This window comes from Pseudoalteromonas sp. XMcav11-Q (genome assembly GCF_040104525.1).
GTDB lineage: Bacteria > Pseudomonadota > Gammaproteobacteria > Enterobacterales > Alteromonadaceae > Pseudoalteromonas.
In genome coordinates this window covers 390,723-410,994 of sequence record NZ_JBECOX010000002.1, presented here as the reverse complement: position 1 = coordinate 410,994, position 20,272 = coordinate 390,723, and the positions used below count along the sequence as shown (strand labels likewise).

The window sequence follows — 20,272 nt, the reverse complement described above, 5'->3', positions numbered from 1 at the left end:
AGGGCGTTTATGCCAGCCGAACGCGTAAATTTGAGCCGATATGACCCCCCAGCCCTTAGAATTTTGGCAACGATATTTAACCTGAACTCTGAATAACAATCGGTTTGCTAGCTGCTGTTATGCAAAAGTATTGCGGTTTTTGTCATAAAAACATCGCCTTTATTGAGCTAAATTGACCCTATCAGCACCAAGCGCAAGTTTTTACTATATCGCTTTAAATTTTGACTAGACGACAAACATGAAACTTCAGCCTTTTTTACTGCATCAATCGCGGTGGTTGCTACTGGTGGTACTTACACTGGTTGCCATTACCATCACGGCCTATACCTCTGTATTGCGACCGCTGTCGGACGTCAATTGGCTCGATAGCGTTGGTGAAGGTGGCCTCACGCTGATGACACTGATTTGGATAGCGGTGACCTTGCTCACTCGACCAAAAGGACTCGTCACTAACCTACTGTTTGCAGGGTTGAGTGCCATGTATGTTTCTATGCTGTGGGATTTTTTAGATGAGATGGTGGTGTTCACGCCCCATTATTTAACCAGTTTTGAAGCGATCCCTGCTTGCTTTGGCATGGTGCTGATGAGTATTTCAGCCTATTACTGGTATAAAGAACAAAGCATATTCAATCAAACCTTAATGAAAAAAGAGCGCTTTTATCGTGACCACAGCATGACCGACTTTGTCACCGGCCTCTACAGCGTAGAGTATATGCAAAATCAAGTTCGCCACGAACAATCTCGCCTTGCCAATGGCAATAGCCCATTTTGCTTAACACTATTCGATATTTGTGATTTTGCCGCTTACGCTCGCCAGCATGGTATGCAAAAAAGTAATCAGTTACTACGCGATATTGCCGATATGCTCTCTTTGAGCATGCGAGAGAGTGATCTGCTATGTCGCTTTGCAGCGGATAAATTTGTGGTCGTTCACCCACAAACCAACCATATTCAAGCCCAAGCTTTTGCCAACCGTACGGCCGAATTTATCGCCCGCCATGCCAATTATGATGACGGTGAAAACCAGCCGCAATATAGTGCAGTGAGATGGAGCTGTATCGAAGTTGATGACAAACACTGTGAATTTGAACCTTTGATAGCAGCGCTTGTGAACGAGCTGAATCAGACCAAGGTAGCTGCGGCTTAATGTCCTATTTTGAGTGCCAAACAAAACAACTTGCGAGTCGCTATTTTGCACTCCCCTTGGTGGAGTTGGCTTCCCAGCGCGGTGTACATGCAGACGTCATTTTGAAAGGCAGTAAGTTGTTTTATACCGATCTGCACGCTAACCCAACCTTCATTAGTTATGAGCAGTTTGAAACAATAGTAAGCAACCTTGTCAGTCAGACGAGCTGTCAGGAAGTCAGTTTTATTTACGGCCAATACCTACTTAATACCCTAATCAGTCACCATGCCGAGCTGCTATTTAATTGCCACAATATACAGCAATTACTCAAAGTACTTCTGCTTAAAGGTTTGGATATACTGCCTTTTTACCACGTTAGAAAACTCCAGACAGAAACAAGCTGCCATTTACTGTTCTCACCCGCCATTGCAGAAGGTAAGCCTGCGGTCACGCGATTTTTATGTGAAACAATGGCAAGCCTTTGTTGTGGCTACCTTAAGTGGCGCAGCCCAGAAACCACATTAACATTGCAGTTTCCGTATACAAAGCCAAAACAAGTCGCGCAATACCTGAGCCATATACACCTAGCTTACAGCTTTGATCACAGTGATTTTGCCGTAGTAATGAGTAACCAAGCTTTAGCTCAGCAACAAATTGGCACTTTTCCTTATTTAGTGGCTCGGCAGTTAAAAGCCTTGCCCTCACCACAGCGTGGATTTCTCGCCCAGCTGCACCGCTTACAGTTAAAATATCCTAAATATCATAGTGAGCAAATCGCCGAAATAATGGGCATGAGCGCTGCAACTTTTAAACGCAAACTCAAGCTACATCAGACTACTTTTATTAACGAAAAAGACAGACTGCATCGTCAACAAGCCATGTTTTACGTGACCGAGCAAGGCTATTCCAATGAACAAATTGCAACCGCTTTACAATTTAGCGACATCACTAATTTTCGCCGTGCATTTAAGCGATGGACGGGATTAACGCCTTCCTATTTTCGTAAGATTTAACTTTATCCCCCATTTTTTCTTCTACACTGAAATGGATCTTGCGGTTACTAGGTCTTTTATAACGTGACTGCGTTTCGATCCTAGGCCGAAGCTAAGCACGTTAATAGATAACAAAGAGGATTAAAAACATGAAAGCATTAACGGGCGCTGCAATGGCGATGATGGTAGCGGGTTTGGTCGGTTGTAATAGCACAGAGAACAATTCTACAAGCGCACAGCAATGGTGATGCAGTTACTGCAAAAAGGGCTTAACTTGGGATGGTTTAGTGGCTTTAAAGTTGCTATATAACCGCGATATTCAACAAATCGGCATAGAAAATGAGGAGCAAAGAGAAGCTAAAGCTGTATCAACTAGGTTTAATAATAAGCATGGTTTTCACCTTAGTTGGTTTTGTCCTTGTTAACAATTCAAAAGTCAAAAACCAAACCTAAACGTAAAGATAAATTAACAAAAATCACATACACTATACTCATTTGGAATTTTTACAGCCTATTTATTCCCCTTTCCTTGTAGTATTACCTCTCCCTAAAATAAAAATTAACCACATGTATTTATTGGTAAAATATAAAAAGCAGGAGCAAACCTCTCGCTTATCTGGCCTGCTAATCTATGCATTAAAATACGCATTGTAAATTTTTTTTGTATTTTTTGTTTATTTTTTAAGCTTTACTTCTATCCTAGTGTAACCAGTCGAAATTATGTGCAATTTTTATTTAGCTGGCGTTGCTCATTATCTCAAAACAAACGCAATCAAGCGTTGAACTTTGGTGAATAACGCGTCTACAGCAGCTAGATAAGTTCATAACCTTGAGATTGGTAAACACAATTAAACAAAACAACATGCAAGGAACAACAAAATGCGTAAATTAAGTGCTATTAGTTTTGCAGTATTAGCGGGTTTGACTTCAGTCAACGCACAAGCCGCTAAAATACTTAGCGTAGAGTCAAACAAAGCAATCGATGATCAGTATATTGTGGTATTCACAACACCTTCTGTTTTAAATGTCAAAGACAGTAAAGCGGTTGCAGCCTTCGCTAATAAGCAAGCTAAAGCGTTACAGAATAAACATAACGTAAGCATTACAAAAGAGTTTGGTGGCGTGCTAAACGGTGTGGTCATTAATGCATCGGCAAAGCAACTAAAAGGTTTGCTTAATAACCCAAATATTGACTATATCGAACAAGACCAAGTGGTTACAGTGACTCCAGCTATCACAGCAAGCGGCGACCAAGCTAATCCAACTTGGGGTCTTGATCGCGTCGATCAACGTAATCTACCGCTAAACTCAAACTACCATTATGATTTTGATGGAACTGGCGTAACGGCCTATGTTATCGATACGGGTGTTCGCATTAGTCACAATGAATTTGGTAACCGTGCATCACATGGTTATGACTTTGTTGATAATGACAATGATGCAACAGACTGTAACGGTCATGGTACCCATGTTGCAGGCACAATTGGTGGCGGTGAATATGGGGTAGCGAAAAACGTCAATATCGTTGGCGTAAGAGTATTGGGTTGTAACGGCTCGGGTTCATATTCAGGCGTTATCTCTGGTATCGATTGGGTTAAAAACAATGCATCAGGCCCATCCGTTGCTAACATGAGTTTGGGTGGTGGCGTTTCTCAAGCTGTTGATGACGCAGTAAATAACGCAGTTGCCTCGGGCGTTAGCTTTGTTGTTGCGGCGGGTAATGACAATAGCAATGCCTGTAATTACTCACCAGCACGTGCAGCCAATGCAATCACTGTGGGTTCAACCACAAGCAGCGATGCCCGCTCTAGTTTCTCAAACTATGGTAACTGTCTAGACATTTATGCACCGGGTTCAAGCATCACCTCAGCTTGGTATAACTCAGATACATCAACCAATACCATCAGCGGTACATCGATGGCCGCTCCACACGTTGCGGGTGCTGTTGCGCTATATTTGGATGAAAACCCAAGTCTAAGCCCGTCACAAATTGATAGCTTGCTGAGCCAACGCTCATCAAAAGGTAAAGTCTCTAACCCACAAAGCGGTTCACCTAACGAGCTACTTTATACACTAGCTGATGGCACTGATCCTGATCCGGACCCAGATCCAATCACAGAGCTAGTTAACGGCCAAGGCGTCAGTGCATCTGGTGCATCTGGTCAGCAAACTTTCTATAAGTTGGTTGTTCCAGCAGGCGCTAGCGCACTGAACTTCTCACTTGCTGGTGGTACTGGCGATGCCGACCTGTATGTACAGCAAGGCTCTCAACCAACGCTGAATAGTTACGCTTGCCGCCCGTATCTGGATGGTAACAATGAATCATGCGATTTCACCAATCCGACTGCAGGTGATTGGTATGTGATGCTAAATGGTTACGCTGCGTATGCAAATGCGACCCTCACAGGTACTTACTCATCTGATCCAGGTGGCTGTGGTAGTAATTGCTTAGAAAATGGCATCCCAGTAAGTGGTCTAGCTGGTGCATCTGGCCAAGAGTTGCTATACACCATTGATGTTCCAGCAAATGTAACATTAACAGTTGCAAGCTCTGGTGGTTCTGGCGATGCAGACTTGTATGTTCGTAAAGGTGCGGCACCTACGACATCAACCTATGACTGTCGTCCGTTCTTAAATGGTAACAACGAATCTTGTAGTTTAAGTTCAGGCCAAGGTGCAACCTATTACATCAAGTTACGTGGCTACTCTAGCTTCTCTGGTGTAACACTTGTTGCAAGCTACTAATTGGCTTTATTACAAATAAATCTCATTTCGTTTTGGGTTTATTGAAAAAACAAGTACAGTGGTGGCTCGTTTGAGCCGCCATTTTTGTTTTTAATGAGTATTGTATTAGATCTCTACAGCCAATTATTACATCAAGGGTTTTATGACCATGTATCTGACGGTGAACTACACACCGAAGTGCCACTCATCTGTAGTAGTATCTCGCAAGTAAAGCTCGATGGTATTATTTACCATCGCACTGCGCAAACTGCGGCGATGATGCCTGAAAACTATGGTAGTTTGATCCTTATCTCAGAAGGAAATGGTTGGTGGTTGACTGAACAATCTTTACAGCGTGCTGATCTAACACAGTTAATTTATCTTGAAGCAAATCAAAAACATGTGTTTCACCTTCCTACACAATACCACGCCGTTAGCTTCAACTTTCCAATCAATTGGCTCGCATCTCGAACGGGCAAGCGGCTTTTGCATGGACAAGCACTGACAATTCCCTCTGGTCTAACAACATTACTCAAAAGCGCCTTAACCGCCGCAACGCTAAATTTAACAGCGGCAAAATGGCTTGAAGATGAAATTGTACTGCATCTAAGTGCTTGCCAGCCGACTCAATTACCAACATCGCCGCTGGCGGAGTTAAAACGGCTCATCTCCACACATGCAAGTGATGAAGCATTTTGTATCGATATGCTTTGTGAGCATTCTGGCTGGTCAAAACGTTATATTCACAAACTCTTTGCCGCATCTGATCTGAGTGCCAGTGAATATCTGATCCGCACTAGGCTCACTCACGCTTATTTTGAGTTACTCAATAGTTCCGCATCCTTAAATCAAATTGCTATTGATAGCGGATTTAAAAATCAGGCGCACTTCAGCCGTCGTTTTAAACATTTATTTTCTCTTTCTCCCAAACAAATTTCACAACGAGTGCACTCTTAGACAAAACTGAACCGTGCAAAATATATATAATAAGAATCACTCTCATTATCCATAGTAGTAGAACAATGAAAATTAACACGCTCTATGCTGCAGTGTGCCTCTCACTGCTTTCTCAAACCACAAGTGCCAATGAAAACCAAAAAGATGAGTTAGAAAGAATAGAAGTTCAGGGCAGTCAATATAAAAGTACCGGAACAAAGTCGTCTTTAGCACCAATCAACGCGCCCTTTTCTATTTCTCATATAGATCAAGATACCCTGCAACTACGCCAAGCTGACTCGGTCAATGCTGCGTTACGCTATGTTTCTGGTATCACACCAGAAAGCCGCAGCACGGTCACCATTTTTGACCAATACACTATTCGCGGTTTTGAATCTTATCGAAACTATTACGATGGCCTAGAACTACAATCCAATAACCTTTGGAATTTATATCCTCAAGTTGATGCCTTTGCCACCGACACCATTGAGGTGCTAAAAGGACCAGCGTCAGTACTTTACGGCTCAGCCCCGCCAGGTGGCATGGTGAATCAAATCGCAAAGCTTGCCAATGGCACTGAGCAAACACAGGTTCGCCTGAGAGTCGGTAGCAGAGCGCTCAAAGAAATCGGCGTTGATCATGGAGGTGTGATCACCGATGAGCTGAGCTATCGTGCCATTGCGCTATCAAGAACAAGTGATGGCCAGCAAAAAACAACTGAAGAAGAACGCACTGTATTTGCACCATCACTGCGCTGGCAACCGAGCCATGATACGGCTTTAACTGCACAGCTTTATTACCAAGACGATCCCAAAGCTATACCGTCCACTCCCTTACATAGCGTTGGTACGCTCACGCGTGCAAGTTACGGTTATCTAGATGCCGATGCATTTGCAGGCGATATCAATTGGTCTAATTTTGATAGAACAACGCTAATGGCAGGGCTAAAGTTGGAACACAATTTGTCCGACAATTGGGCTTTGTTTGCCAACTGGCGTTACACCGATGCAGAAGGCCTACAGCAAAATACCTACAACCAAAACTTAATTGCAGATAGCGATACCATACTTGCCCGTGCAGCATATAAAACCGATGAAACGCAACATGGCTATGTTTTAGACAACCAATTGTCTACTCACTTTACCGTTGGCAATTCATCACACCACTTGCTCTTGGGTTTTGAATACAAAACCTTAAGCTCAACCGTAGGGTATTGGGATACACTCGGGACAGGCACACCAAACATTAATCTAGCAGCGCCCAATTATGCAGCCTTTGATGTAGGCGCTTTGCCACTTAACTTCTATACCGAAGCGCACGATATTGAACAGAGTAACCGTGCGTTTTACGTCCAAGACGAAGTGACAATATCAGCGCTAACCCTCTTGGCAGGTCTTAGATACGACAGTTTCACAAGTGATGTTACTGCTGATAAAAACTACGCTGGCACCGAGTGGCAAACGGAATCAACTATTGATGACACCCAACTCACCGGGAGGATTGCCGCACTTTATCAGCTGGATTCTGGTTGGCGACCTTACGTAAGCTATAGTCAGTCATTTGAGCCCGTTGCAGGAGAAGATAGCGTAACTCAACAAGCCTTCAAACCAACTGAAGCAGAACAATGGGAACTTGGCGTTAAATATCAATCTCGCGATACACAGCTAACATTTGCGCTATTCGATCTCACCAAGCAGAACGAAATCATTAACAGCAAAGACTTTGTCACGAAAACTCAAGCCGGTGAAATCCAGTCCAAAGGTATTGAGCTTGAGGCTTCTCACACCTTTAACGAACAAGTTGATGTGCAGTTCAATGCCACGCATCTGGACCAGAAAGTCACTAAAAACGAATTAGATCAAGATTTGGTGGGGAAACGCTTAGTGTGGGTTGCAGATAACACCGCATCGCTTTGGTTGAACTATTATCCAAGCCTGCTAGACGCACTTAAAGTAAGTGTTGGTGCTCGGTATGTTGGCGAGAGTTATGTTGGCAAATACAACTCAGATACCGTGCCATCCTATACCTTATTCGACATCGCCTTTGATTATGAACTCAGCGAGCAAGCCAGGCTCACCTTTAGCATTAGTAACCTCAGTGACAAGCGATACGTTGGTGCATGCTATGACGAAAGTAACTGCTGGATGGGTGCTGAGCGTAAAGCCGATATCGGTCTTCACTACCGCTTTTAGTCACTCATCTAGGAGAATTTACGGAAGGACATAGACTGAAAGATTTAAACGGACACCCACCTTAACGCGCCTGCAAGCATTAAGGTGGGTGTCCTTGTTAATTCATTAAGGTGGGTGTCCTTGTTAATTCAGCCTGTTTATTCATCCCTTTATTCATTCTCATTTAGCTTTAACTCAAAGGAAAACAATGCGTAAAACACTATTTAAATGGCACAGTGCAATGGCATTAATCGCGATACTGCCGCTCGCCGTTATGTCAGTCACAGGTAGCATGTTGGTGTTTAAATTCGAGATAGATAGCCTATTACTTCCAAAGCAAGCGACATTGACTTATCAAGACCAAGACGTCCAACGTCAGCCCATGAAGGTGCTCGTTAATTATGTCGCAGACACCCATCCAAATTATGAAATTGGTAGCTGGGAAATATTCGATGATGGCTATGAAGCTGATAGAGTCTATTTATTAAAGCATGGCACAGACACGTGGTTTAAAACGTATCTAGATCCGTACGCAGGCAAAATGCTAAGCGAGCCTGTGGGTATTCACAGCGACTTTACTGATTTTATTCTTCACCTACATTACACCTTACTACTCGATGATGTGAGTAAAACCTTTCCACACATGGGTGTCGTTATCGGTTTAGCTGTGGCTATACTTTTTACCCTGCTCGGTGTTTCCGGTTTAGTGATATATCGGCGCTTTTGGCGGCGATTCTTTAGCTTTAGGCGACAAGCTCCTCAGCTCGTCATGATGAGCGACCTGCATAAGGTAATTGGCATTTGGAGTGCGCCAGTATTGCTCGCGCTCGGTATTACTGGCGTTTACTTTAATGCAGTGGAGTATTACCACGAGGCTTTTGAACACCAAGAAGATGAGCACCATATTGTCAGCCACGCAATGTTTAATCACTCATTAGATTTTGATGCCATGATGACCCAAAGCCATCGTGCGGTTAACGGACTTAAACCAACCTACTGGCTATTTCCATTTGAGCCAGAGCAAACCAACATTACCATTTTTGGTAGCGTCGCCGATGCCAACCCGTTCATTAGTAACTATGCAGCAACGGTTAGTTTTGACGCGCAGTCTGGTATACAAACCTTTGCCTACGATATTCGAACGGCGTCTACTGTAGACAGGGTAATCGACAGTTTTAGAAAACTTCACTTTGGCCACTTTGCAGGGCTTACCAGTAAAATAATTTGGTGCATTATGGGACTCGCCCCCGTATTGCTTGGCTTTACTGGGTTATATTTATGGTGGCAAAGAAAGCGTAAGAAACTCAAGAGTAAGAAAAACCGGCAACTCGCCCTAAGCTGACGGTTCAAGTTTCAATCCAGATCCGTTATTGTCGTTATTATCAGCAAATAACGAGCAATCACTATGAAACAACTTGGGCTAATTGGTGGTATGAGTTGGGAGTCAACACAAAGCTACTACCAGCTTATCAATCAAACCGTTAAAGCAAAGCTTGGCGGACTACACAGTGCTAAGCTTTGCTTGTATAGCGTCGACTTTGCCGAAATTGCAGAGCTTCAAGCAGCTGGTGATTGGCAGAAAATGACGACCATTTTGGCAGGTGCTGCTACTTCATTGAAGCTTGCCGGCTCAGATGCCATTGTGATCTGTACCAACACCATGCATAAAATTTCAGATGAAATTAGCGCAGCGTCAGGATTGCCTGTACTGCATATTGCCGACGCAACCGCGAAGCGACTTAAAAATGACGGCATAAAACGCATTGCGCTGTTAGGTACGAGATTTACGATGCAGCAAGACTTTTATAAAGCACGATTACAAGATCTTCACGGCATTGAGGTCATAACACCTGATGGGGACCAACAAGCTTTAGTTCACCACATAATTTATGACGAATTATGTCGCGGTGAAGTCAACGCGAGCTCAAGGCAAACTTATCTAGACATCATCGATGCACTCTATCAACAAGGGGCTGAAGGGGTTATTTTAGGTTGCACAGAAATCGGTTTGCTCGTTCAACAAGTGCATACTCAAGTCCCTCTTTATGACACAACCAAACTTCATGCCGAAGCCGTTGTAGAGTGGTCACTCGGGGCTACATCTTGCTTTATTCATGAGTAATATCAAATTTTGTTGTAATTAAAAAATAACAACGAAATCGCTATTGTCGCGATTACTTGGCTCCTATAGAATAAAATTTCACTTACTCTAGGGCCTGTTGACCTTTGCTGTTTGATTTTTGTTCTCCTGAGTGTGTTTTGATCGCGACGCTCGACTTGTCGCCTAGTAATCTAGGCAAAAGTTGAGCAACAATGAACAAAGCGCACTCAGGGGAACCCAAAGGGCAGCGCTTGATTGGCATTTCTACTGTGTTATCGCCTAACTTACATAGAATAACTATGCTACGCAGGCTCTGCCTTGTATAAATACCAATCAAACTGCTGCAAAAACAAACTTGAAAGGTCAACAGGCCCTAATTAAATCAGGGATGTATTATGACCCAATACGACGAATATAAAGTTATCCATGTAGTTGAAGGTGGCTGCGGCACACTGTTACTTGGCTCAAGTGGATTACCGTTAAAAAAACTTGAAGCAACTTTAAACATGGAAGCGCAAGATGGCTGGCAGCTTGTTTTCCAAGTTATCGAAAACAAACGTTTTCTGCTATTTTGGAGCCGTGAAGCCGTGATCTTAACACTTGGTCGTAAACGTGCTTAAACGCTTTGCTCTGTCTGCCATTCGCCGCTATCAAGCGAATGGTGGAGCAAAAACCCACTTCAATATAAGTTGTAACTTTACGCCGTCATGCTCTGAATATACCTATCAAGCAATCGAAAAATACGGCTTCTTTAAAGGCGTGCGTATCGGCTTTTGTCGTATCAAGCGCTGTAATGACCCAGATTGTATTGAAGTAAAGTCAGACCCCCTACCGTGACCAATCCTAGGAGTTTGCATGGACGAAATAGCATTAAGAGAACAAGAAGAATCGTTAAGAAACCAAGTTGCTCAGCTAAGTCCTGAAGCGCGCAAGCAGTACTACCAACTTGAAGAACAGCTAGTAAAAGATCCTGATACTTACGCCGTACTCAATTACTTTTTTGCCGCAGGTTTACATCACTTTTATCTGGGTAAAACAGCACGAGGTGTAATTAACCTCACCTTAATGCTATTGGGGCTTGTATTTATTCTCTTTTATGGCTGGGTTCTGCTAATTTTAGTGTGTTTAATTGAGCTACCTCAGTTATTTAACAGCCAAAAAATAGTGAGAAAATACAACATCGATGTAATGCGAGAAGTACTAGATGAGCTCAAAGATACACAACAGAGTCAAACAATCTAAAGAAACGCAGTGGCTTTGGATTATAGCGGCCACAGTAGTGGTCGTTTTATTTAGTGGTTATCAGTTTTATACCAAAGGCGTGCCGTACTTCGCTGAAGAGATCTCGGCCTCATTGCCCAAACAAATCTACCAAATCATCGACGAAGGAAGCCTAAACGAGCTAGATAACTCGGAATTCTCGGAGTCAAAGCTAAGTGAAATCAAACAGCAAGAGACTCGCGCTTTATTTGTCTCACTGCTTGGCACCAATGCATCGAGTGAACGTGAATTTAAACTTGAATTTAGGCAGTGGAAAGATAAAGCCAACGCCATGGCATTGGCCGATGGTAGCATTGTGATCACCGATAACATGGTCGAACTGGCATCTACTCAGCAAGAGCTTAGCGCAGTATTACTCCACGAGATTGGTCATGTCGAGCATAATCACGTCATGGAATCTCTTGTGAGCTCGTCCATCGTATTTGTCAGTTTGAGTGTCGTATTGGGTGACATCTCTGCGCTCTCAGATCTTATGATGCAGGGCGCAATGTTAGGTATCAACCAAAATTACTCTCAGCAAGCTGAACTCGAGGCTGATTTGTACGCGCATAACAAGCTAATGGCGCTGTATGGTAATAGTGACGCAATGATCTCTATATTCGAAAAACTCGCCAAGGAAAGCGATGAACAGCATAGTTGGTTAAGCACACACCCAAGTTTTGAGCAACGCATCGAGCAGCTCAAACAAAACCCGTGATCCTTAAAGGTTAAAATGGGTGTCTTATTAAATTCTGCTCAGTAGAAACTTTAAAAACAGCTTTTAAAAAGAAGCTTTTAAAAAGACACCCACCTATTTAACCTGAGGTTTGGATAAGGAATGTTCCAACTCATTGTTGCTAAAGCACAACTTAGTTTTTTCCTTGTCTAGCCAGAGAGTTTTAGGGAAAACACCGCTTCCGCGTCCTGCTCTCGCTAAGGTACCTACATCCTGTAGGCAAGGCGAATTTACGCGCCAATAGCTGGCTATTGGAAGTGAATTCAACGCAGTTAGCACTAAAACTGGCTGCTAGAAAGGCATTAATTATCCACAGCTCAGGTTATTTAGTATTTCATTTGTTAAATTGGCTAAGGCAATCTACTCTTAAGATACATTCAAAGGATTGAAGGTATCTAATATGGCCACTGCACGCTGCCGACAAATTTGTCTATCAGAAACCAAATATTATCACTGTATTTCTCGCTGTGTTAGGCAAGCCTACCTTTGCGGTCAGGATATAGCCACTGGGCGTTCTTACGAGCATCGCAGAGATTGGGTCGAAGAAAAGCTACTCGCCCTTAAAAAAACGTTTTGCATTGATGTCTGTGCATATGCGGTTATGAATAACCACACTCATATAGTTCTGCACGTTGATATTCAAAAAGCCAAACGTCTAACTGACAAAGCTATTATCATTCGCTGGCACAAGCAGTTTAAAGGCAATTGGCTCACACATAAGTTTATTCGTAATGAGCCATTATCAGATGCGGAAAGATCAATACTTGATAACACTATCAATATATATCGATCACGCATAACCTGTATAAGCTGGTTTATGAGAACTCTTAATGAGTATATTGCACGACGAGCAAATCGAGAAGACCAATGCACAGGTCGGTTTTGGGAAGGGCGCTTCAAATCACAAGCACTACTTGATGAAGCTGCACTTGCTGCGTGCATGGCTTATGTTGATCTAAATCCCATTCGCGCTAACCTAGCTAAGCTACCTGAAGAATCTAAATACACGAGTGTAAAAAAGCGTATTGAATTAGCCAAACAAGGTAAGCAACCTCGCTCACTATTCCGATTTGCTGGCAATCCGAGAAAGCATATGCCTAAAGGTATACCGCTTGAGCTGTCATCATATCTCGAACTGGTCGAACTCACAGGGCGTTGCATAAGAAGTGACAAAATAGGTTGCATTATAAACAAACAACCGATTTTAGACAGGTTAAATCTAACCTCTAAGAACTGGATAACCCTGACAACACAATTTAGTACTGTGATCCATGGAGCTGCAGGTAGCTCAGCAGCAAAGCAAAAATATTGTGATTCACTCTCAATTCAACGGCGTTCGAATATCTCCAATTGTTTAGCACTTTTTGGTTAATCATCAAATTAATTAATAATTGAGAGCCTAGACCAATTGCACCTTAGCGAGAAGCAATATAGCTTGCTTATTCATGCATCCATAATGCAGGCCAATCATAAACTTCAGAAATGGCTCTAGAGATTTCATGGATTAATTGAAAGCCATTGTCTGAGTTTGTCATAACGACAAAACCTCGGCCAACACTAGCAAAAGACACAGCATAGCAAGTATACCCGGCATTCCCACCACTATGTCTAAATCTATAAGCGTTACCTTCTCCATCGAGTCCTATTCCTGTACCACCAGCACCGGGAACTCTAGTAAGCATGACTTTCGCAAGATGTGGAGATAATAAGCTTTCTTCATCACCACGATAGGACTTACCTAGAGCAATCATAAATAATGCTAAATCAGAAGGAGTACTCCATAACCCCGCAGCTGCCTTTTCAGGATATAGACGATAACCTCCAGCGATCATATTTGCTTGTAAATCATGACCTTTAGCAACTCTATATTGAGGCAGATTCAGCGACGCTAACTCAAAAGAGCTGTTATTCATGTTTAGGGGCTTTAATACCTGCTTTTCCATTAACTCAGAGAATGACAGCCCACTACTATCTTCCATCAACAGTTGCAAAACTGTCATGCCACCACCTGAATAAAATTCAGACTTCCCAGGTGTTTGAAACACTCTAACTGATGGGGAATTACTCAACTCACTCCCTTGTAAAACCTGTACGAGCGAAGGAGTTTTTTGGTTTCTGCCATAACCAGCGAACCCTTGTACATTGAGCCCTGAGGTGTGACTCATAATTCGACTGGGTGTCACTTTATTTTCTTTAGTAAATTTATTATTGGGGACCTGCCAGCGTGTAAGCTTACTGTTTACATCTTCATGTAGTCCAAAACGACCTAGCTCTATCATCTTAAAAGCACCAAAGCTCGTTACAGCTTTAGAAATGGAAGCAGCCTGAAACAGCGTATCCGGCGTTACATTCACTTTTGAGTACTCATCTGTAACGCCGTAACCTTTCGACCAAAGAATATGATTATTATCAAAAACAGTAATGCTAACAGCAGGGACGCGGTATGTGCTCATTCTGGATTGAAGTGTACTCGCTGTTTCACTACTCACCCCGTTATCATTAATTTCGCGAATACTCTGCTCGAATACTCGTTGTTTATTTACATAATCTGGTGCTACAGCTTTCAACTTTTGTTCTGCACAGCTCGCCACAGTAACCAGAGCTGCCAGCAGTGTGATTTTCATGACTCTCATATATCGGCCTATTCAAACACTAAAATATTATTGTCGTATTGAGGCCGTAAAAAGTTTGCTTTGACGACAATTAAGTTTCAAACATCAAACTAACTGTAGCGCCTGTATTGTTGGCATATGCAGACACCCACTTTATCGTCACAGTTTAATAATGGGTGTCTTTTTAACGTTTTCTCTCCGAGGAAAGCGACGAGCAACATAGTTGGATAAACACATACCCCTGCGATTAACAGTGATTATTTCCTTTTACTGTACAACCCTATTACATTTTTTAACTTGTCATCCCTGTTTCTAAATCGGAGAATCTGCTTTTAAATGAATCACGGGTAAAAAATGAAATCAACCAAATCTTCTCTGTTACTTATAACCGCAGCCAGTGTCAGCACATTTCTTACGGCTTGTACATCTGAGACAGAATCTGATCTGTTGAAAACAAACGCAATTAGTGCTGATATATCAATAACTTCAAATGGGGAGAGAGCCCGAATTGTGGCCGAGCTAAACGTCGGGGACTCGTTCGGCTCTAATGTAAACTTAAGCGAAGGTGATACGCTAAGAGCGATCGTAAATGGCCAGACGATCCAATTGGCTAAAGATACTGACATTCTTGATATTGATTACGAGGGCAGATCCTCAGTTGTAACTGGTAACAGCCTATATACTATCCAGTTAAATCGCAAGAAAGAAGCAAATGCTTCAGCGTCTGTTGAGCTTCTTTTAGGCTTTCTGGTGCTTACCCCCGAAGCAGAGAAAACTTTTCGATATGATGAAAATATTGAAATTCATATTGATGGAATAGACTCAGCTAGTGAAACATCTCTTATCGTTAACTATGCATGTTCAAATAATACGGGGGGGTTAGTGACAGGCTCTTTCTCAACACAGTTTGGAAGCTCGACAAGCAATACATTCAATGCAAAAAGCGCTGGCTTCATAGATCTAGAACAGATTTCAACTTCAAAACCATGTGAATTTGACATGGAAATTCAGAGAGTTAGAACAGGTCATTTTAACGGTGAACTTAAAGAAAATAGCTTGATTAGAGGTATCCAATCAAGAGTTATTAAAGATCTGAAATTTACTTTCTAGTTTACATAATTTTTAAGTCGCTATACGTATTTCAAAAAAGGTGGAATAAGTCCACCTTGACCCAAAACCTGAGTTCATATTGGATAATAAACAGCCTTTCTTAACTTTTTAGTATCGCTACGCCACAGGCTTTTATAATCAGCGCTCATTTATCGTCTCCGATACACTTCACTTATATAAAATTATTCCCTACAATGTGCAGCAGTTTCGAGTTGAGATTATTATGTGTAAGGGAATGTCAAAACTACTTATTATGATGACAATCTTGGTTGCCTTTGTTGGGCAAGCATTAGCATCACCCTTTTTTGTATCTGATGATGACATTATTATCACGCAATCAATCACACTTGAATCTCAAAACGAATACCAGCAAGGTGCAGATGATTGTTGTGACACAGATTGCTGTGAGAACGATTGCATTTGCCCAGAAAACGCCTGTGCAACCTTTGCATACATTCCTATAAACCCTATTGCCTCAGAACTCATTCGTTTTGGTGGTCCTGTACGATCGACTCAGACTCCAGATATTCATAGTATTGTGACCTCATTCTATCGGCCTCCTATTTTACCGCTTAGGCTACAGCCAAACTAAATTCTTACTAAAAATTTAATTTATATGCTGCGAAAGTTATACCAATTGACTTAATTAAGCGGTTTATTTTGAGGCGAAAAAATCTTGTCGATAACACAGCTACCGCGCCCTGCTATCGCCAAGGTATCTACACCCATGTGGGCAAGACGAAAATATTATTATTTAGTCGTTCTAAATAATAAGCCTTTAACGTAGCTCGCGTCAGGTTTTTTCCTCAATTTGAGCTGGTATTAAACTAATAAAAAACTTCACAGTGTTTTGCATTACCTGAGGTAAAACATGCTTAATCAATATTCAAAGGTGGCGCTGGCTATCTTACTTGGCCCGTCTGTATCTTATGCAGGAGAACACCAACATCATGACGAACATAACCAGAATAAAATAGAGAGAATTCAAGTAACCGCGTCACGACTTGGTCGGATCGTGAACGAATCGGCAACTAGAACTGAAATTATCAATAATGAAGAAATCCAAGAAAAAGCCTTAATGCGGCCCGGAAATATTTCTATGCTAGTTGCTGAAACTGGCGGTGTACGAGTACAAAATACCTCTCCGGCTTTAGGCAGTGCCAACATAAGATTGCAAAGCCTGTATGGTCGCTATACCCAGCTACTTAGTGATGGTTTGCCATTATATGGTGGACAAACTGCGTCAATTGGGTTGCTTCAAATCCCTCCAACCGACTTAGCCAATGTTGAAATTATCAAAGGATCAGCTTCTTCTTTGTATGGTGGGTCAGCCTTAGGCGGGGTGATTAATCTTATCTCTCGTACACCAGGGGATGAATTTGAAGGTGAAGTGCTACTCAATGCAACATCAAAAAGTGGTCAAGATATTACCTCCTATTTTGCAACCCCACTGACCCCAAGTACTCGTGCGTCAATTACTCTGGGACTTCATCATCAAGCTCAGCAAGATTTAGATGAGGATGGCTGGCTTGATATAGCAGGCTATGAGCGCGCGACCGTTCGCCCACGTTTTTATTGGGAAGATGAAGACGGTGCCAACCTTTATTGGACGTTTGGTGCGATGAAAGAAAATCGTGAAGGTGGTACGCAACAAACGGATACATTACCTACTGGCGAATCATTTCCTCAACACCAAGACTCATTAAGGTTAGATAGCGGTTTTATTTTCGACCAACCACTTAGTGAAGAAATAAACCTCAGTGTTCGTGGTTCAGCTATGCATCAGGAGCATGACCATGTTTATGGGCTGACTCAAGAAACAGATAACCATGAAAGTTACTTATTTGAATCTAGTGTATCGGGTTATCGTGAAGCTATTGCTTGGCTTGTTGGAATAGCTTATCAGTCTGACCGCTTTGAGTCTGATGACTTTTCAGAGTTTAACTATAACTATCAAGTACCTGGGTTATTTTCACAGATAGACTATGACACAGAAAAAGACGTTTCAATATCATTGAGCGCCAGAACCGATTGGCACAGTGAATACGGCACTCAGTTTAGTCCACGCGCATCCATTTTGTACAATCCAAACAGCTGGACAATTCGCGGATCCTACGGTCAAGGCTTCTTTGCGCCGACACCTTTTATTGAAGATATTGAAGACAGTGGCCTGTCTCGCCTTGAGCCTTTAAGTAACTTAAAGGAGGAACTGGCGACTACAGCGTCTATTGATCTCAGCTATATATTTGATGACATTGAAACAAGTGTCACCCTGTTTGCCTCGGATGTCGACAATGTCACTGAGCTTGAGATCATCGAAGCCCAAAGCCCGAATACAAATAACCACGTTCGATTAGTGAATAACCCAGGCCAGACCGAAATTCGTGGCGCAGAATTGCTTTTGCGATACCGCTGGCATGACATCAAAATAACTGGAAGCTATTTATATACTGACGCAACAAAACTTAGCGGATTAGGCACTGGCCGAACTCCCTTAACCCTAACACCAACACATTCTGCTGGTGCAGTAATTATGTGGGAAAAGCATGGCAGTCACCTACTAGGTTTTGAAGCTTATTATACTGGTACACAGCATCTCGAAAATAACCCTTACCGTGATAGAAGCGACGCTTACTGGCACTTAGGCTTACTTGGTCAAATCACTCTTGGTAGCGTAAGTTACTTCTTAAATGCAGAGAACTTGCTCAATGTTCGGCAAACTAAAGAAGAGCCAATATTGCTAACCCAACAGGCTCCAAGTGGACGATGGACAACTGATATTTGGTCTCGTAACGATGGATTTACGGTCAATGCAGGGATCCGCATTAAATTTGGTCATTAATTATTTCTGAGCTTTGCTGAAACGATACAATTTCATGTTGGCATATGCAGACACCCACTCTAGCGTCACAGTTTAAAAATGGGTGTCTTTTTAACTTATCATTTTAACTTATCACCTCAAAAGATAAGTGGGTGTCTCTTTAGCCGTACTTGCCCTTTAGCTGTACTTTAGCGTAGAAAAGCAAAAACCAAAGTGGAGCGAGTCCACTTTGGTTTAAGATAAACAGAACTAGCAATTACTGCTCAGTAGCCCTTTTTTAGTCTTCTAGTATCGCTTTGTACAAAACGATATTTCTTTGCAAGTGCTCTTTCCTTGTCTCTCTTATCTTTTAGGCTGGCGTTGTTTCTTTGATGTTCACTTCTTAGTTTTATGAAGTTGTTGAAGCGCCTAACTTCAAGTTCGCCACTCTCTATCGCTTGCTGAACAGCACATCCGGGCTCATTTTGATGTGAGCAATCACTGAAGCGGCAAGCGCTTTCTAACACTTCAATTTCTGCAAATGTTTTACTAATCCCTTGTTGGCAATCGGCTAGTTGGATCTCCCTCATTCCTGGTGTGTCGAGCAACACTGAGCCATTGTCCATAAAATGTAACGAGCGAGAGGTTGTCGTGTGCCGCCCTTTTGCATCATCTTCACGGATTGAACCGGTGAGCTGCTCTTTACACTCTAACAGCGTGTTCACCAAGCTGGACTTACCCACACCAGAAGAACCTACAAATGACAACGTTTTTCCCACGCTACACCAAGCTTTTAGGCACTCAACGGAGCTCGGCTCCAACGCATTAATCGCTTCGACTGTCAAAAATGGATCCAACTCCTGAACGAGTTGTACTTGCTGTTGCCAACAATCGACCAAATCCTTCTTGGTCAAAACAACAATTGGCTCCACTTGAGCTTCGTTAGCCAGTGCTAAGTAACGTTCGATCCGGTTTAGATTAAAATCCTGATTTAGCGAGCAAACAATAAACAGGCTATCGATATTTGCGGCTATCAATTGCTCCGCGACTTTACTGCCCGCAGCTTTCCTTGAAATAACCGATTTGCGGGATAATAGCCTAATAAATTGATAATTCTCATCCAACAAAACCCAATCACCAACCGTCATACTAGGCAGTGATACATGAGTAGCTAAAGAAATTTGTCGTGATTGCAACTGGATTAAATAATTACTTCTGTGGTGCGCTATCACGCGGCCAAGATTTGATGATTCTAGTTCTGTTAGTGTCAGTTGCTGTTGAAAAAATGCTTGCCAACCAAGCAGTGTTGGCGAATAAGATGTATTCATTATAAAATCTCAAAAATGCAGAAAGACTGCAAAAATCAAGCAGGGTTAATGAATATCATTGACCCCGGATAAGCCCATTAGGCATCACACCGGGTAAAAGGAGTAAAAAATTTAGAAAAGACGAAAGTTAAAGTCTACTAATCACACCTAGCTACAACTTTTACCGGGTGGCTCAATAAAACAATCATCAAATTCTCCTTAAACTTTTTTGAATATCACCGTAGAGTAGCACTGAAGATAAGCTAGGTAAACTACGTATTTTGCGATATCCGGACTAAGCCATTTGCAGTATGAAAAATGTTTTCAAACTAATAACACCTTCCAATTTAGCCACATCGTAAAAGAAAACATCGTTTATTTAATCTTTTTTTAACAC

17 protein-coding genes are annotated in these 20,272 nt (G+C 42.3%); 15 read left to right on the top strand and 2 right to left on the bottom strand.

Annotated features, from left to right (window positions below):
• The first annotated feature begins 238 nt into the window (after nucleotides 1–238).
• The 12 genes from ABMY45_RS05260 to ABMY45_RS05205 all read left to right on the top strand — a co-directional run bounded on the left by ABMY45_RS05260 (nucleotide 239) and on the right by ABMY45_RS05205 (nucleotide 13,418).
• The gene (locus ABMY45_RS05260; protein WP_206473136.1) at nucleotides 239–1,147 is read left to right on the top strand and encodes a GGDEF domain-containing protein; all 909 of its coding nucleotides are present in this window, start codon (nucleotides 239–241) and stop codon (nucleotides 1,145–1,147) included.
• Nucleotides 1,147–2,139: a helix-turn-helix domain-containing protein gene (locus tag ABMY45_RS05255; protein ID WP_227387735.1), complete on the top strand. Its 993-nt coding sequence runs from the start codon at nucleotides 1,147–1,149 to the stop codon at nucleotides 2,137–2,139. The genes ABMY45_RS05260 and ABMY45_RS05255 overlap by 1 nt, the downstream gene beginning before the upstream one ends.
• Nucleotides 2,140–2,997: 858 nt before the next feature.
• Nucleotides 2,998–4,863, top strand: a complete 1,866-nt coding sequence (locus ABMY45_RS05250; protein ID WP_206473140.1) for a S8 family serine peptidase — start codon at nucleotides 2,998–3,000, stop codon at nucleotides 4,861–4,863.
• A 93-nt stretch (nucleotides 4,864–4,956) separates the two neighbouring features.
• Nucleotides 4,957–5,799, top strand: coding sequence for a response regulator transcription factor (locus ABMY45_RS05245; protein WP_206473142.1), 843 nt, complete (start codon nucleotides 4,957–4,959; stop codon nucleotides 5,797–5,799).
• A 65-nt stretch (nucleotides 5,800–5,864) separates the two neighbouring features.
• Nucleotides 5,865–7,970 carry a TonB-dependent siderophore receptor gene (locus ABMY45_RS05240; protein WP_206473144.1) on the top strand — a complete coding sequence of 702 codons (2,106 nt, stop codon included), beginning with the start codon at nucleotides 5,865–5,867 and terminating at the stop codon, nucleotides 7,968–7,970.
• A 187-nt stretch (nucleotides 7,971–8,157) separates the two neighbouring features.
• Nucleotides 8,158–9,291, top strand: a complete 1,134-nt coding sequence (locus ABMY45_RS05235; RefSeq protein WP_349288529.1) for a PepSY-associated TM helix domain-containing protein — start codon at nucleotides 8,158–8,160, stop codon at nucleotides 9,289–9,291.
• Nucleotides 9,292–9,354: 63 nt separating this feature from the next.
• On the top strand, nucleotides 9,355–10,071 hold the full coding sequence (locus tag ABMY45_RS05230) for an aspartate/glutamate racemase family protein (protein ID WP_174169483.1): 717 nt from the start codon (nucleotides 9,355–9,357) through the stop codon (nucleotides 10,069–10,071).
• Nucleotides 10,072–10,445: 374 nt separating this feature from the next.
• Nucleotides 10,446–10,670: a DUF4177 domain-containing protein gene (locus ABMY45_RS05225; protein WP_010603664.1), complete on the top strand. Its 225-nt coding sequence runs from the start codon at nucleotides 10,446–10,448 to the stop codon at nucleotides 10,668–10,670.
• Nucleotides 10,663–10,887 (top strand): membrane protein insertion efficiency factor YidD, encoded by a 225-nt coding sequence (gene yidD, locus ABMY45_RS05220; protein ID WP_095727766.1) that lies wholly within the window; start codon nucleotides 10,663–10,665, stop codon nucleotides 10,885–10,887. Before ABMY45_RS05225 ends, yidD begins: the two co-directional genes overlap by 8 nt.
• 18 nt (nucleotides 10,888–10,905) lie before the next feature.
• Complete coding sequence (locus ABMY45_RS05215; protein WP_174169484.1) at nucleotides 10,906–11,292, top strand: TM2 domain-containing protein; 387 nt, start codon at nucleotides 10,906–10,908, stop codon at nucleotides 11,290–11,292.
• Entirely contained in the window at nucleotides 11,255–12,028 is a 774-nt protein-coding gene (locus ABMY45_RS05210; protein WP_010603667.1) for a M48 family metallopeptidase, read from the top strand. Before ABMY45_RS05215 ends, ABMY45_RS05210 begins: the two co-directional genes overlap by 38 nt.
• Nucleotides 12,029–12,446: 418 nt before the next feature.
• The gene (locus tag ABMY45_RS05205) at nucleotides 12,447–13,418 is read left to right on the top strand and encodes a transposase (RefSeq protein WP_174169485.1); all 972 of its coding nucleotides are present in this window, start codon (nucleotides 12,447–12,449) and stop codon (nucleotides 13,416–13,418) included.
• Between the two features lie 67 nt (nucleotides 13,419–13,485).
• Here the strand turns inward: ABMY45_RS05205 and ABMY45_RS05200 are convergent, their stop codons facing one another.
• Entirely contained in the window at nucleotides 13,486–14,670 is a 1,185-nt protein-coding gene (locus ABMY45_RS05200; protein WP_248298710.1) for a serine hydrolase domain-containing protein, read from the bottom strand.
• A 342-nt stretch (nucleotides 14,671–15,012) separates the two neighbouring features.
• On the opposite strand from ABMY45_RS05200, the gene ABMY45_RS05195 reads away from it, so the two are divergent.
• From ABMY45_RS05195 to ABMY45_RS05185, 3 genes are all read left to right on the top strand, one after another.
• Nucleotides 15,013–15,768 carry a hypothetical protein gene (locus ABMY45_RS05195; protein ID WP_349288528.1) on the top strand — a complete coding sequence of 252 codons (756 nt, stop codon included), beginning with the start codon at nucleotides 15,013–15,015 and terminating at the stop codon, nucleotides 15,766–15,768.
• Between the two features lie 235 nt (nucleotides 15,769–16,003).
• A complete protein-coding gene (locus ABMY45_RS05190) occupies nucleotides 16,004–16,360 on the top strand; it encodes a hypothetical protein (protein ID WP_206472445.1) in 357 nt (118 codons plus the stop codon).
• Nucleotides 16,361–16,639: 279 nt separating this feature from the next.
• Entirely contained in the window at nucleotides 16,640–18,610 is a 1,971-nt protein-coding gene (locus tag ABMY45_RS05185; protein ID WP_206472447.1) for a TonB-dependent receptor, read from the top strand.
• Between the two features lie 242 nt (nucleotides 18,611–18,852).
• Here ABMY45_RS05185 and rsgA read toward each other — a convergent pair whose 3' ends face one another.
• Nucleotides 18,853–19,896, bottom strand: a complete 1,044-nt coding sequence (gene rsgA, locus ABMY45_RS05180) for a ribosome small subunit-dependent GTPase A (protein WP_206472449.1) — start codon at nucleotides 19,894–19,896, stop codon at nucleotides 18,853–18,855.
• Nucleotides 19,897–20,272 lie beyond the last annotated feature (376 nt).

What these genes read in the sequence shown, in the direction of transcription:
- ABMY45_RS05230 (WP_174169483.1), top strand. Translation starts at nt 9,355, where the DNA reads ATGAAACAACTTGGGCTAATTGGTGGTATGAGTTGGGAGTCAACACAA.
- ABMY45_RS05245 (WP_206473142.1), top strand. Translation starts at nt 4,957, where the DNA reads ATGAGTATTGTATTAGATCTCTACAGCCAATTATTACATCAAGGGTTT.
- ABMY45_RS05200 (WP_248298710.1), bottom strand. Translation starts at nt 14,670, where the DNA reads ATGAAAATCACACTGCTGGCAGCTCTGGTTACTGTGGCGAGCTGTGCA.
- ABMY45_RS05195 (WP_349288528.1), top strand. Translation starts at nt 15,013, where the DNA reads ATGAAATCAACCAAATCTTCTCTGTTACTTATAACCGCAGCCAGTGTC.
- ABMY45_RS05235 (WP_349288529.1), top strand. Translation starts at nt 8,158, where the DNA reads ATGCGTAAAACACTATTTAAATGGCACAGTGCAATGGCATTAATCGCG.
- ABMY45_RS05240 (WP_206473144.1), top strand. Translation starts at nt 5,865, where the DNA reads ATGAAAATTAACACGCTCTATGCTGCAGTGTGCCTCTCACTGCTTTCT.
- ABMY45_RS05225 (WP_010603664.1), top strand. Translation starts at nt 10,446, where the DNA reads ATGACCCAATACGACGAATATAAAGTTATCCATGTAGTTGAAGGTGGC.
- ABMY45_RS05185 (WP_206472447.1), top strand. Translation starts at nt 16,640, where the DNA reads ATGCTTAATCAATATTCAAAGGTGGCGCTGGCTATCTTACTTGGCCCG.
- ABMY45_RS05190 (WP_206472445.1), top strand. Translation starts at nt 16,004, where the DNA reads ATGTCAAAACTACTTATTATGATGACAATCTTGGTTGCCTTTGTTGGG.
- ABMY45_RS05255 (WP_227387735.1), top strand. Translation starts at nt 1,147, where the DNA reads ATGTCCTATTTTGAGTGCCAAACAAAACAACTTGCGAGTCGCTATTTT.
- ABMY45_RS05260 (WP_206473136.1), top strand. Translation starts at nt 239, where the DNA reads ATGAAACTTCAGCCTTTTTTACTGCATCAATCGCGGTGGTTGCTACTG.
- ABMY45_RS05250 (WP_206473140.1), top strand. Translation starts at nt 2,998, where the DNA reads ATGCGTAAATTAAGTGCTATTAGTTTTGCAGTATTAGCGGGTTTGACT.
- ABMY45_RS05205 (WP_174169485.1), top strand. Translation starts at nt 12,447, where the DNA reads ATGGCCACTGCACGCTGCCGACAAATTTGTCTATCAGAAACCAAATAT.
- ABMY45_RS05210 (WP_010603667.1), top strand. Translation starts at nt 11,255, where the DNA reads ATGAGCTCAAAGATACACAACAGAGTCAAACAATCTAAAGAAACGCAG.
- ABMY45_RS05215 (WP_174169484.1), top strand. Translation starts at nt 10,906, where the DNA reads ATGGACGAAATAGCATTAAGAGAACAAGAAGAATCGTTAAGAAACCAA.
- rsgA (WP_206472449.1), bottom strand. Translation starts at nt 19,896, where the DNA reads ATGAATACATCTTATTCGCCAACACTGCTTGGTTGGCAAGCATTTTTT.